Here is a 12,722-nt window from a genome sequence, read left to right as displayed (position 1 = left end):
GGCGTGCGGATGACACTCGATTTCCAGCCTCTGCTCCCCTGGCCTTTCATCGCTGTGCTTACGCTTGCCGCGGTGCTGTTGTCGATGCTCGGCTTCTGGCGCGGCGTGCGCGGCGCCACCTTCCGGACCGCAGCACTCGCAGCCTCGTGCCTTGCCGTCGCCAACCCGGTGTTTTTCCAGGAAGAGCGCGAGCCGCTCTCCACCATCGTCGGCGTCGTTGTCGACCGCAGCCAGAGCCAGGACAATGCCGGGCGCCGCGCCATGACCGATGCGGCCTTGGCAACGCTCAAGCAGCGGCTGGCCAAGTTCCCGCAGATCGAGGCGCGCATCGTCGAAGCCGCCGATGACGACAATACCGAAGCGCCCTCGACGAAGCTCTTTACGGCCCTTCAGACGGCACTGGCCGATGTACCGCCCGCCCGCGTCGGCGGCGCGATTTTTATCACCGACGGCCAGATCCACGATGTTCCCGACATCAGCCAGCCGCTGGGCTTCGATGCGCCGGTGCACGGGCTGATCACCGGCAAGCCGGACGAGTTCGACCGCCGCGTCGAGATCGTCAGCGGCCCACGCTTCGGCATTGTCGGCGAGGAACAGAAGGTGACGTTTCGCGTCGCCGATGATGGCAAGGCACCCGGCGGTACGGCGGAAGTGACCATCAGCCTCAATGGCAACAAGATCGCCACCGAAATGGCTGAGCCCGGCACCGATGTGCCCTTTGCCTTCACCGTGCCGCGCGGCGGCAACAACATTCTCGAATTTGCCGTCGCCCCGGTTGCCGGCGAAGTGACGGAGGCCAACAACCGCGCCGTCCATGTCATCGACGGCATCCGCGAAAACCTGCGTGTGCTTCTGGTTTCGGGCGAGCCGCATGCCGGCGAACGGGCCTGGCGCAACCTCTTGAAGTCCGATGCCGCTGTCGATCTCGTGCATTTCACCATTCTGCGGCCGCCGGAAAAGCAGGACGGCACGCCGATCAACGAATTGTCGCTGATCGCCTTTCCGACCCGCGAACTGTTTGTCGAAAAGATCAAGGAATTCGACCTGATCATTTTCGATCGCTACCAGCACCGTGGCGTGCTGCCGATCCTCTACTATGACAATATCGCCCAATACGTCGAAAACGGCGGCGCGCTCTTGATTGCCGCAGGGCCCGAACATGCCGGCAACGATTCGATCGCGACGACGCCGCTGTCGGCGGTGCTACCTGCAAACCCGACCGGCTTCATGAACGAGAAGGCCTTTTATCCGCGCCTTTCCGACGAGGGCAGGAAACATCCGGTTACCCGGGGGCTCGAAGGCGCCGACAGCGAACCGCCGCATTGGGGACGCTGGTTCCGCACCGTCGATGTCGACAAGCCGCTCGGCCAGACCGTGATGCAGGCGGCCGACGGCAAGCCGCTGCTGGTCTTGAACCGCGTCGGCAAGGGCCGCGTCGCCATGCTGCTCTCCGACCAGGGCTGGCTCTGGGCGCGCGGCTTCGAAGGCGGCGGCCCGAGCATTTCGCTCTACCGGCGAACGGCTCATTGGCTGATGCAGGAACCGGCGCTGGAGGAAGAGGCGCTGACGGCGCATGCCAGCGGCCGCACGCTCGAGATTGCACGGCAGACCATCGCAAGCGATCCGGGCCCTGCGGTTCTGACGTCTCCGTCCGGAAAGACCCAGGAAATTGCCCTCAAGGAAGGCGAGCCCGGCCTCTATAAGGCCAGCGTGCGCACCGACGAGACAGGTCTTTTCGAGATTACCAACGGCGAACTCAACACGCTGGTGCATGTCGGCAGCGTCGATGCACCTGAATTCAAGGCAACGATCTCGACCACCGGGACGCTTGCCCCCTGGGCGGAAAAGACCAAGGGACTGGTGCAGCGCCTTGCCAACACCGATGGCCCCGTGGACCTGCCGCCGATCCTGCCGGTGCGCGGCGCGGTCCGCGTTGCCGATGACCATCGCCTGTCGCTGCGCATGACCGACGAAACCGTGCTGAAGGGCATCAATTCACTGTCGCTGTTTGCCGGCTTTCTCGGCCTGGCTGCCCTGCTGTTCATGCTCTCGGCCACCTGGCATCGCGAGGGACGGTAGGGGGTGCCGATCGCCTTGGCTGTTGTTGTTCCCCTTTCAAGGGCATCCATCGTCCCCGTCATTCCAGTGCCTGTCCCAGGAATGACGGGAGAGTTGGCAACACGCGATCAAGCACGCAAAATCTGATGGAAAAACTGTAGCTTACAGCCTTTTCCGGATCGGATCGAATTCCGGTCCCGGTTTACGCTCCACCGGATCAGGCTTGTCCTCGTCGATGGCGTCCCAATATGTCCAATGGACCTTCTGCGAGCCGAGCTCGTAGTCCATGCCATCCCAGCTGTCCTCGCGAAAACTGTAGAAGGCCCAGTGCAGCTTGTTGTCGTCGAGCGAGGTCAGCACATCCTCGAGATAGGTCTTGCAGCCCGTCCAGCGGCGCATGCAGCCGAACTCACCCGCGACCATGCGGTTGCGCGGTATGTTGTGACTGTCAGCCCAGTCGACCGGCTGTTTCAGGTAGGCGGCGACGCGCTCACCGTTCCAGGTCTCATCGACCTCGCCAAACGGCACCTTGCCCGGATAGGCATAGGGTTTTTCACGCTTCATGTTCGGTGCACTTGTCGCGGCATAGGGTTCGTACATGTGAAAGCTGTAGAGTACCTTGCCGTCGGCGAGCGGTTTCGGCCAGTAGCTGAAAGCATCGGCAGCCGCATACCAGCCGGCATCGGCCATGACCGGGGTCGATGGATCGACCTCGCGGATGGCCTTGATCACCGTATCGTAGAAGGCAGGCAGGTCGCGCGCGGTATCGGCCTGCTTGGCATACCAGGCCTTCATTGCGTCGGTGCCGCCATGCTCGGCGACGCCGTTGTTCTTTTCCGGCGCCGGTTCGTTGATGATGTTGTAGGCGGCAACGCCCGGGTGATCCTTCAGCGCCAGCGCCAGATCTTTCCAGAAGGCGGCGGCCTGCGTCCACCAGGCCTTGTCCTGCCAGATGCGGCCATCGAACGTGTTGCCGTTGTTCTGGGCCCAGCGCATGCCAGGCAGCGACAATGGTGTGATCACCACCTTCAGACCGGCCTTGTCGGCGCGGTCGAGCGTGGACTTCAACGTCGCCAGATCGCCTGCCGGAATGCCTTCGTATTTGTCCGCGTCACCGATCAGGAAATCGCGTTTGGCCGGTTTCCACTTGTCGTAGGACAGCCGCACCCAGCTGGCCCCATAGCCTTTCAGCGCATCGAAGTAGGCCTGGTCTGGCGGCAGCCGGTTGAAGCTGTTGCCGCCATGCTGCGGCTTGTCCCAGAAGTGAATGAGATCGGCAGCGGACGCCGATGTGGCAAGGAGAAGCGATGCGAAAAAGGCCGGCAGGAGACGCATTGAAAATATCCCGGTTTCGATGGCCGGCATATTCGCAGTCACTGTGGCCGAATTGGGAAGCTGGCGGCGTTATCCGCCGCCAATCCCTGGCGTGAAAATCACCCCCGCCAGTGGATATCGCCCTTTAACCCGGCATGGACATCTTCGGCCATCGGCACGACCAGAACACGGTTCGGATCGACCGGGCCGGGAAAGGTCAGAGCGCCATAGGCGACTTTTTCGAAACCGAGGGGCTGGTAATAGGGCGGATCGCCAACGAGGATGACGCACTCGGAACCCTTGCGCCGTGCGGCCTCGACAGCAATACGGACCAGTTCCCGGCCGATGCCACGGTTCTTGTGCGACGGACGGACAGCCAACGGCCCGAGCAGGTGGCCCTTGATCGAGCCGGCCAGAACCGGCGTCATCCGCACAGAGGCAATCGTCTCGCCGTCATCAGTGCAGACGAAGGACAAGGACAGATCGTGCGGACCCTGCTCGCGGATACGGGCTGCGGCGCGCGCAAACCGGCCGGGGCCGAACGCTTCTTCATTGATGATTTCGATGGCTGCGTCGTGGGAAGCGTCTTCAGTGAGATAGACGAGATCGTGCTTTTTCATGAACATCGGGAAACCGGGCCTACGAGACAAAAATATGATGGCTTCGCCCTCAGGGGCGTTTGCAGCATCAGCGTCGTCGTGGGCTTCCCGGGAAAAACATCAACTTTGATCCGTGTTCAGAAAAATTCTGCATGGCCGGATAGCAGAAAAATGCGCCGCGTCAAAGCCTAAAACGCACTGTTCAGCTTTTGCGGACTATATGCGGTGATTTCATGGGTTATCTATGGGTTACGAATTCACAAGCAAGCGGCGCTCCGGCCGCCAGGAGATCGACGATGGGCATGCTGGTTGACGGCGTCTGGCAGGACGTCTGGTACGATACCAAGGAAACCAAGGGACATTTCAAGCGGGCGGCATCGCAGTTCCGCAACTGGATTACCGCCGACGGCTCGGCCGGCCCATCCGGCGAAGGCGGTTTCAAGGCCGAGGCCGGGCGCTACCACCTCTACGTATCGCTCGCCTGCCCGTGGGCACACCGCACGCTCATCTTCCGCAAGTTGAAGAGGCTTGAAGACCTGATCACCGTCTCGATCGTCGATCCGCTGATGCTGTCGAAGGGCTGGGAGTTCAAGAACGAGATCGGCGGCACGGTCGATCACCTGTTCGGCGCGCAAGCGCTCTCGCAGGTCTATGTGAAGGCCGATCCGCATTATTCCGGACGCGTCACCGTACCGGTGCTCTGGGACAAGCAGCAGAACAAGATGGTTTCCAACGAATCCTCGGAAATCATCCGCATGTTCAACTCCGCCTTCGATGGCTTGACGGGCTCGAACGATGATTTCTATCCGCAAGACCTGCGATCGGAAATCGACGGCCTCAACGAGCGCATCTACAGCGCCGTCAACAATGGCGTCTACAAGGCGGGGTTTGCCACGGCCCAGGACGCCTACGCGGAAAGCGTCACGGCGCTGTTCGAGGTACTGGACGAACTGGAGCAGCGCCTGTCAACGCGGCGATATCTGACCGGTGAGCGGATCACCGAGGCCGACTGGCGGCTGTTCACGACGCTGGTGCGCTTCGATCCGGTCTATGTCGGCCATTTCAAATGCAACATCCGCCGCATCGCCGACTATCCCAACCTGCAGGGCTACCTGCAGGATCTCTATCAGGTGGCCGGTGTCGCCGAGACCGTCAACATGCGCCACATCAAGGAGCACTATTACCGCAGCCATACGATGATCAATCCGACTGGTGTCGTGCCTGTCGGGCCGGTGCTTAATCTTGACACGCCACATGGCCGCGAAGAGCTTGCAGCCTGACCTACCAGAAATCGGCTGGCGGAGCGCTTCCTGAGAGTTCCGCCAGGCGCCGGCGTGTGGCAGGCGTCGTCTCCGCCGGCAGGGCATCCAGCGGAAAGAAGCCGCTCTCGGCGATTTCCATATCCGGTTTCTTCGGTGAAACCTGCCGGACATTGCGGCAGCGATAGAAGATCACATGATCGCGCTTGCTGGTCTGCCGGTTGAAATAGACGTGGAAAAGCTCGGGCGGACCGCTCATTTCCAGATTTCCTTCCTCGCGCAATTCCTTGACCAGCGCCTGGAAAGCCGTCTCGTGCCGCTCCAGTCCGCCGCCCGGCATATGCCATCCTGGCACGTAGGAGTGCCTGACGAGAAAAACGCGGCCTTCCGCATCGAAACAGGCGGCGCGGACGCCCATCGTCATGCCGCGTGCGAAGGCAAAATAGCTGTGAACCACACGGGTGATCAGCCTTGCTCTCCAGCTGCGCATTTCCGGCGGCGCTCCGCTCATGCCGATCCGGTTCCTTTCGTCATTGTCACGCCGAGGATAAAGCGTCTGGAATGATCCCCCTTTTCAGGAATATGCGCTAGAGCACTTTATCTTTAAACGGAAGCGATTCTGTTGGCTCAAAACGGCCGTTCCACACGAAGGATGGCGCCGAGCGATCCGATCCATCGGTCAAGCCATCCGACACAGTGGGCGGCCGTTTTCAGCCAACCCGAAGGGCCGGATGAATTTCGGCCATGACCGGCGGCTGCCGTCTCGACCGCAGCTTCTGCTGCGCTCTTCGCCAACCGCCTTGGTTCTGGCCGAGATTCCTTCCGGCAGAATGCTTTCGTTTAAAGATAAAGTGCTCTAGGTACGAAGGATGTTCAAACTCGCCCATATTTCCGACATTCATCTCGGCCCCCTGCCCGACCTTTCCTTCCGCGAACTTGCATCAAAACGCATTACCGGCTTCGTCAACTGGCACCGCAACCGGCGTAATCACCTGGTCGGCAATACGCTGAACCTGCTGATGGACGAAATCGAGCGGATCGATCCGGATCATCTGGCGATCACCGGCGATCTCGTCAACCTCGCCTCCTCGCGTGAAATCGAGATCATGACCGAGTGGCTGCACGAGGCCGGCGAGCCGGAGAACATCTCCATCGTCCCTGGCAATCACGATGCCTATGTGCCGGGCGCCTATGAAAAGACTACCCGGGCCTGGTATCCCTATATGCGCGGCGAGCACGGTCCGGCGGAATGGAACGGGGATTTCCACTGCTATCCGTATCTGAGGGTGCGCGGCCCAGTGGCGCTGATCGGCTGCTCGACTGCGGTTGCCACGCCTCCCTTTGCCGCCAGCGGCTATTTCGGCAGCCGTCAGGCGCGCGAGACCGTCAACCTTTTGCGTGCTGCGGGCGAAGCTGGCCTGTTCCGGGTGGTGATGATCCACCACCCGCCGATCCGGGGCGCGACATCGCTGCACAAGCGCATGCTCGGCATCCGCCGGTTTGCTGCGACGATTTCCGCCGGCGGCGCCGAACTGGTGCTGCACGGGCATACGCACCTGAACACGGTCTATTCGCTCAAAGGCCAGGTCAAACCGGTCCCTGTCATCGGCATCGCATCGGCGTCGCAGGGGCGCGGCGGCAAAAAGCCGCCAGCCGGCTTCAACCTGTTTTTTATCTCCGGCAGCCCGGGACAGTGGAACGTGATCCGCGAACGCTTCGAACTGACGATGGACGGCCGCTCGGTGACGCTGGTGGAAACCACGCGGCTCTAGACGAACGAGACTTGGTATAACTCGCCAAGGAAGGAAAAAACGCTATGCTCCGGAAATAATCGGCGCTCGCCATCCGTCCTATAGCGTTGACCGCAAGTCGAGAGCGAAATCCGGCTTGCCGATCTCAGTTTCAGCCAGGGAGATGACCATGATCCACAGCAAGACCGCAATAATTGCCTTGTTCTCAGCCGCCTCTTTCTTCGCGCCTGGCCAGGCGGCCTGGGCAGCTGGCGAGGACACGACCAGTCCGCCGGAAAAGACCAAGACCTCCACCGAGTGCAAGCAGGGGAAAATCTGGGACAAGAACAAGAAAGAATGCGTCGATGCCAAGAAGAGCGGGCTTGACGACGACATCCTGTTCAAGGCGGCCCGCGAACTGGCCTATGCCGGCCAGTACGAAAATTCGCTTCGCGTCCTCGACGCCGTCAAGGACCAGAACAGCGCCCGCATCCTCAACTATCGCGGCTATTCCAACCGCAAGGCCGGACGCATGGAACTCGGCATGAGCTACTACAAGCGTGCCTTGCAGGCGGATGAAAACTACATCCTTGCGCGGTCCTACATGGGCCAGGCGCTTCTCGAACAGGGCAAGGTCGAGGAAGCGAAAGCGCAGCTGATCGAGATCCGCGACCGCGGCGGCGAAAACAGCTGGGCCTATCGTGCACTGCTCGAATCGCTGGGTGGCGTCCGCCACTATTGATGACGACCAGACCGGGCTCGCCTTGCGCGTAGCCCGGTCTGTCATTTGCTCTTGAGAAAACGCCTGAAGCTGCAAAATATGTGCTTCCACCCGGCTGCCGACTTGCAGACCATGGGTCAAATGTTTCATATCAAACGGCGTGAATATCGACCGGACGAATAAAATCGCGATCCGGAACGTTTCTTTGGAAGAGCAATGCGTCCAGCGGCAGACTCGAACGAATTCAGACGGGACCTGGTCAGTGTTCTGCCCAAGTTGCGCCGTTTCGCAATGACACTGACGCGCAATGCAGCCGATGCCGATGACCTGGTTCAGGAGGTTTGCGAGCGTGCGATCACCCGTAACCACCTATGGAACGGTGAAGGACGGCTTGAGAGCTGGATATACGCGATGACACGCAACCTTTGGATCGACGAAATCAGAAAGCGCCGGGTGCGCACCGGCAGCGGCACGGTCGATGCCTCCGAGCAGGATGAACTTTCGATCGAAGCATCCGGCGAAAAGGCCGTCTATGCCAATCAGCTGCAGAAGATGATCCTCTCCATGCCGGAAGGGCTGGCCAGCGTTTTCCTTTTGGTCAATGTCGAGGGGCACAGCTACCGGGAAGCCGCCGATATCCTGAAAATACCGATCGGCACGGTGATGAGCAGGCTTTCGACCGCACGCATGCGTCTGGCCGCAATGATTACAGAGACGACGGAAAGGAGGGCCTGAACGTTGCAAAACACGAAAGGGCTCCCGCTCGACGTTCGCCTGTCGGCCTATATCGACGGCGAAGTCAACGAAGCGGAACGCAAGGAACTGGAGCAACTGGTGGCGCGCGACGACGAGGCGCGGCGGATACTTGAGATGCTGCAGGCCGGAAATTCCTTCGGCAACAAGGCGTTCGAGGAATTTTTACACGATCCTGTCCCATTGTCGCTGGTGCGCCGGATCAAGCAGGGGCCGGGCGTCAATCCCAAGTCCGAACGCGTCGTTACCGCCGCACCGCGCCAGGCAAGGCTGCGGCTGTGGCCGCGGGCACTGGCTGCCTCCGTCGCATTGCTGCTGATCGGCGGCTCGACCGGTTTCATCATCGGCAAGACCGGCAATGACGGTGCGCAGCCAGTGAACATGGCAGCCGCTCGCACCTGGCTCGACGATATCGCCGATTATCACCGCATCTATTCCCGCCAGACGGCGGAACATCTGGTGGAAGTTCGAGCCTCCGGCGATGGCAAGATCGAGAGCTGGCTGACCTCGAGCGTCGGCGTCAATTTCTCGCTGCCGAACCTCAGCGCTAGCGGCCTGACCTTCGAAGGCGCCCGCCTGCTGGTCGCTGCCGGCAAACCGGTGGCGCAACTGATGTACAAGAACGAGGATGGCGACGTCTTCGCGATCTGTTTTCTGAAGAGCAAGCCCGGCGCCACCGACGGAAAGATGACGGAAAGCATGCGCGACGACATCGCGATGATTTCCTGGCAGAAGGCCGGGGCGTCCTACGTTGTCGTCGGCCCATCGGCAGATGCCAATCTGCACCAACTAGCCACTGCCGTCTCGACGGCGATCTGAAGACAGGCGTCGTCTACCGCGCAGCCGTGGCGCGCGTCCGGAACGCTTGCTGTGGCGCAGCCCCGGAGAGAGCAGGGTTTCGCGCTTGCTACGTCCGCGGATCGGGTCCATTATCCGTCGCAGTCGGAGCCACCGCACGCTCAAGAGAGCCCGTTGAAGCATGGCTCCCAAGGCCTGCGGCGATGAACTGCGTTCAATGCGGTTATGAAATCTTGCCCGGATTTGCCTTTTGCCCGAACTGCGGAGCAAAGCAGCCGAAGCCCTGCCCAAGATGCAGTTACCTCTGCCTGCCGGACTTTGCCTTCTGCCCGCAATGCGGCGCAGATATGGCCACCCAGCTGGGGGGAAAAACGGGGCAGTCCCGTCCCGACCCGGCACCGGTCGCAGCCCCGGTTGCGGAATCCGCGCGAGAGCCGCCCGGAACCGCTCAGACCGCCGATGCCGACCGGCGCACCGTTACCGTGCTGTTCGCCGATCTGTGCAATTTCACCACCCTCAGCGAGCAGACCGACCCGGAACTGCTGCAGACACTTCAGAACGAACTTTTCGAGGAATGGACCGACGCAGTGACGGCCTTTGGCGGGTTTGTCGATAAATTCATCGGCGACGCCCTGCTTGCCCTGTTCGGCGCGCCGCAGGCGCATGAAGACGACCCGGAGCGCGCCTTGCACAGCGCGCTGGAAATGATCGATCGGCTGACGCATATCGCTGAGCGCTGGCGCAACCGCATCAGCCTGCCGCTCGCGCTTCATATCGGCGTGAACACCGGGCCAGTGGTTGCCGGGGGACTGGGTGCAGGCGGCACCAAGGCTTATTCGGTGACCGGCGACACCGTCAATATCGCACAGCGCCTGCAATCGATGGCGAAACCGGGCGACATTCTCGTCGGGCCTGTCACCCACCGCCTCACCCGGCATGCCTTTTCCTTCAGTTCGCTCGGCACGCTGCCGCTGCGCGGCAAGACCGAGGGCGTTCTGGTGCACCGGTTGACCGGCCGCATCGAGGCCGCCGCCAGTCCGCGCGGGCTATCCGCACTCGGGTTCAGCGCGCCGATGGTCGGCCGCGACGCGGAGCTCGGCAGCATGCTGCGCCGCCTCGATGCCGCCTGTGCCGGCGTCACGCAGCTTGTGCGTCTGACGGGAGAAGCGGGCGCTGGCAAGACGCGCCTGGTCAACGAATTCCTTGACCGGGTACGGAACGATACCCGTTTTTCCGGTGTTGTGGTCCGTCAGGCGGCATGCTCGTCCTTCGGCGAGCCGTCATACGGCGCACTCGCCGCGATCGTCCGCAGCGCCTATGAGATTGGCACAAACGACCCCGCGGACGACGCGCGCCGGCAGATTTCCAAGGGTCTCGATGCGCTCGACGTGACGCCCGCAGACCAGGAACGGCTGGTCCCGCTCTTCCTTTATATTCTCGGCTTTGGCGATCCGGGCGGCTTGCTCAAACATGTCGAGCCCGAGCAATTGCGGCGGCAGATTTTCTATGCCATCCGCACCATCCTCGAGCGGCGGCTGGAGCGGGCGCCGCTGCTTCTGGTGATCGAAGACCTGCATTGGGCCGACGCCGCCTCTCTGGAAACATTGCGATTTGCGATGGACCGGCTAGAGCGCAACCGGCTGATGCTGCTTACCACCCATCGGCCCGCATTCGAAACCGACAGGCTGAATTCTGCCAGGGCCGGCTTGACGATGCTGCGCCTTTCTCCCCTTTCCGCCGCCGAGGGGCATGGCCTGCTTTCCGCCCTGTTCGGCGCGGGCGGACTGCCGGCAAGGCTCAGTGACCGGATCGTCGACCGTGCCGGCGGAAACCCGCTCTTTATCGAGGAGATCGTGCGCAGCCTGATCGAAAACGGCAGGTTGCAGCGCAACGGCGCCCGCTGGAACGTGACCGCCGAGGCGGTCAACGCCGACATTCCGCTCAACATCCAGGCGATCATACTGGCAAGGATCGACCGGCTACCGCCGCGTATGCGCAAGCTTGCCCAGACGGCGGCGGTCATAGGCACGCGCTTCGACACTTCGATCCTCGAAGCCGTCCTTCCCGATTCGGCCGGGATCGAAACAGATCTGGATCAGCTGTGCGAGGCGGAAATCATCGAGGAGGTGGCCGGCACGACGCCGGCCGCGCCGGTCTCCTATGGCTTTCGCCAGACGATGCTCCATGAGCTGGTCTATGACAACCTGCTCCTGAAGCGACGTAGCGAATTGCATGGGCTCATCGGCGAAACCCTCGAACGGCGATATGGCGCAGATCCCGGCCGGCTCGAAGATCTCGCCTTGCTCGGCCATCACTTCAGCCGTTCCGCGCAGAAACCGAAGGGAGCCGGCTATTTGATAGCCGCCGGCGACCGCGCCCGCATGGCCTATGCCAATGACGACGCGATCCGCTTCTACGACGAGGCGCTCGACGCGCTCAACGATCGCCGCGACGGCGCCTGGCTTGTCCCATGCGAGCGGATTGCCGACCTTTGCGGACCGACCGGCCAGCGCGACAGAGCGACGGAATTTTACGGCACAGTCCTCAAGGCCTACCAGGACACGAACGATAAAACGGCAGCGGCGCGGATATTGCGCAAACTTGGCCGGCTGCTCTTCGATTCCGGCAATCGCGAAGCGGCGCGCAGCCGCTTTGCCGAGGCTGCGGCATTACTGGAGAACGCAAGTACCCCGATCGAACAAGCGCATCTGTTGCAGGAACAGGGGCATCTCGCTTTCCGCACCGGCGACTATGCCGGCGCCATCAAATGGGCCGACAAAGCCTTGCACTGCGCCGCACAGCCGGCGCTGCAGGAGGATGGCGGGGAGACGGCCAACGAAGCCACCCTGGCGATCGCGCAGGCGCTCAATACCAAGGGAACGGCGCTCGCACGGCTCGGAAACACAAGGGAGGCCGTCGCCGAGGTCGAGCGTAGCGTCGAGGCAGCGCTCCGCTGCGGGCAGCTCAATGCCGCCTGTCGCGGCTATACCAATCTCGGCGTGCTCTACACGATCATCGATCCGGCGCTCGCCATCAAGATTTGCGCACGCGGCTACGAGATGGCCAAACGGATCGGCGATTTCGGCTTCCAGGCGCGGCTGCTGACGAATATCGCTGTCGCCTACTGCACCTTCACCGATCGGTGCTCGCGAGAGGGCATGCCAGCGGTTCACAAGGCGCTGGCGATCGACCGGGCGCTCGACCAGCGGGACCATTTGCCGGTACCGCTGCTGGTCCTCGCACAGATCTACCAGTGCCACGGCCAGCCGGATCTCGCCCGGCGCCATTATCTTGAGGCGCTCGAGGCCGCCCGCGACACCGGAGAGGCGCAATTGCTGTTTCCGTGCTACGATGGCCTGGCAACGCTCAGCCTCGACGACAACGACATGGACGAGGCGGAACGTTACTTCGATTTGGCGCAGGATATCTGTGCCCGGCACGATATCGACCCCAAGACATTGATAATACTGCCGTTTCTTGATTAACGGAG

General features: G+C 61.9%; 10 protein-coding genes. 7 read left to right on the top strand and 3 right to left on the bottom strand.

The genetic code is table 11. The features are described from left to right. Positions 1–9 precede the first annotated feature (9 nt). Positions 10–2,079 (top strand): hypothetical protein, encoded by a 2,070-nt coding sequence (locus tag AC1D17_RS01845; protein WP_477563716.1) that lies wholly within the window; start codon positions 10–12, stop codon positions 2,077–2,079. Positions 2,080–2,220: 141 nt separating this feature from the next. Here the strand turns inward: AC1D17_RS01845 and AC1D17_RS01840 are convergent, their stop codons facing one another. Together AC1D17_RS01840 and AC1D17_RS01835 are read right to left on the bottom strand one after the other, a co-directional pair. After that, a complete protein-coding gene (locus AC1D17_RS01840; RefSeq protein WP_477563715.1) occupies positions 2,221–3,393 on the bottom strand; it encodes a glycoside hydrolase family 5 protein in 1,173 nt (390 codons plus the stop codon). 98 nt (positions 3,394–3,491) lie between these two features. Continuing rightward, the gene (locus tag AC1D17_RS01835; RefSeq protein ID WP_477563859.1) at positions 3,492–3,992 is read right to left on the bottom strand and encodes a GNAT family N-acetyltransferase; all 501 of its coding nucleotides are present in this window, start codon (positions 3,990–3,992) and stop codon (positions 3,492–3,494) included. Positions 3,993–4,267: 275 nt separating this feature from the next. On the opposite strand from AC1D17_RS01835, the gene AC1D17_RS01830 reads away from it, so the two are divergent. Then, a complete protein-coding gene (locus AC1D17_RS01830; protein WP_477563714.1) occupies positions 4,268–5,251 on the top strand; it encodes a glutathione S-transferase family protein in 984 nt (327 codons plus the stop codon). Position 5,252: 1 nt separating this feature from the next. Here the strand turns inward: AC1D17_RS01830 and AC1D17_RS01825 are convergent, their stop codons facing one another. After that, on the bottom strand, positions 5,253–5,741 hold the full coding sequence (locus tag AC1D17_RS01825) for an NUDIX domain-containing protein (protein WP_477563713.1): 489 nt from the start codon (positions 5,739–5,741) through the stop codon (positions 5,253–5,255). A 358-nt stretch (positions 5,742–6,099) separates the two neighbouring features. Here AC1D17_RS01825 and AC1D17_RS01820 point away from each other — a divergent pair, with 358 nt between their 5' ends. The 5 genes from AC1D17_RS01820 to AC1D17_RS01800 all read left to right on the top strand — a co-directional run bounded on the left by AC1D17_RS01820 (position 6,100) and on the right by AC1D17_RS01800 (position 12,717). Continuing rightward, the gene (locus AC1D17_RS01820; RefSeq protein ID WP_477563712.1) at positions 6,100–7,002 is read left to right on the top strand and encodes a metallophosphoesterase family protein; all 903 of its coding nucleotides are present in this window, start codon (positions 6,100–6,102) and stop codon (positions 7,000–7,002) included. A 142-nt stretch (positions 7,003–7,144) separates the two neighbouring features. Then, positions 7,145–7,702, top strand: coding sequence for a tetratricopeptide repeat protein (locus AC1D17_RS01815; RefSeq protein WP_477563711.1), 558 nt, complete (start codon positions 7,145–7,147; stop codon positions 7,700–7,702). Between the two features lie 195 nt (positions 7,703–7,897). After that, complete coding sequence (locus AC1D17_RS01810; protein WP_264223322.1) at positions 7,898–8,416, top strand: RNA polymerase sigma factor; 519 nt, start codon at positions 7,898–7,900, stop codon at positions 8,414–8,416. Positions 8,417–8,419: 3 nt separating this feature from the next. Continuing rightward, positions 8,420–9,253 (top strand): anti-sigma factor family protein, encoded by an 834-nt coding sequence (locus AC1D17_RS01805; RefSeq protein ID WP_477563710.1) that lies wholly within the window; start codon positions 8,420–8,422, stop codon positions 9,251–9,253. A gap of 182 nt (positions 9,254–9,435) precedes the next feature. Further along, positions 9,436–12,717: an adenylate/guanylate cyclase domain-containing protein gene (locus AC1D17_RS01800; protein ID WP_477563709.1), complete on the top strand. Its 3,282-nt coding sequence runs from the start codon at positions 9,436–9,438 to the stop codon at positions 12,715–12,717. Positions 12,718–12,722 lie beyond the last annotated feature (5 nt).

This window comes from Pararhizobium sp. P1_E7 (assembly GCF_056405855.1).
The sequence above is the reverse complement of the archived record's forward strand: the minus strand, read 5'-3'. Positions and strand labels throughout refer to the sequence as shown.

What these genes read in the sequence shown, in the direction of transcription:
- AC1D17_RS01845 (WP_477563716.1), top strand. Translation starts at nt 10, where the DNA reads ATGACACTCGATTTCCAGCCTCTGCTCCCCTGGCCTTTCATCGCTGTG.
- AC1D17_RS01840 (WP_477563715.1), bottom strand. Translation starts at nt 3,393, where the DNA reads ATGCGTCTCCTGCCGGCCTTTTTCGCATCGCTTCTCCTTGCCACATCG.
- AC1D17_RS01835 (WP_477563859.1), bottom strand. Translation starts at nt 3,992, where the DNA reads ATGAAAAAGCACGATCTCGTCTATCTCACTGAAGACGCTTCCCACGAC.
- AC1D17_RS01830 (WP_477563714.1), top strand. Translation starts at nt 4,268, where the DNA reads ATGGGCATGCTGGTTGACGGCGTCTGGCAGGACGTCTGGTACGATACC.
- AC1D17_RS01825 (WP_477563713.1), bottom strand. Translation starts at nt 5,741, where the DNA reads ATGAGCGGAGCGCCGCCGGAAATGCGCAGCTGGAGAGCAAGGCTGATC.
- AC1D17_RS01820 (WP_477563712.1), top strand. Translation starts at nt 6,100, where the DNA reads ATGTTCAAACTCGCCCATATTTCCGACATTCATCTCGGCCCCCTGCCC.
- AC1D17_RS01815 (WP_477563711.1), top strand. Translation starts at nt 7,145, where the DNA reads ATGACCATGATCCACAGCAAGACCGCAATAATTGCCTTGTTCTCAGCC.
- AC1D17_RS01810 (WP_264223322.1), top strand. Translation starts at nt 7,898, where the DNA reads ATGCGTCCAGCGGCAGACTCGAACGAATTCAGACGGGACCTGGTCAGT.
- AC1D17_RS01800 (WP_477563709.1), top strand. Translation starts at nt 9,436, where the DNA reads ATGAACTGCGTTCAATGCGGTTATGAAATCTTGCCCGGATTTGCCTTT.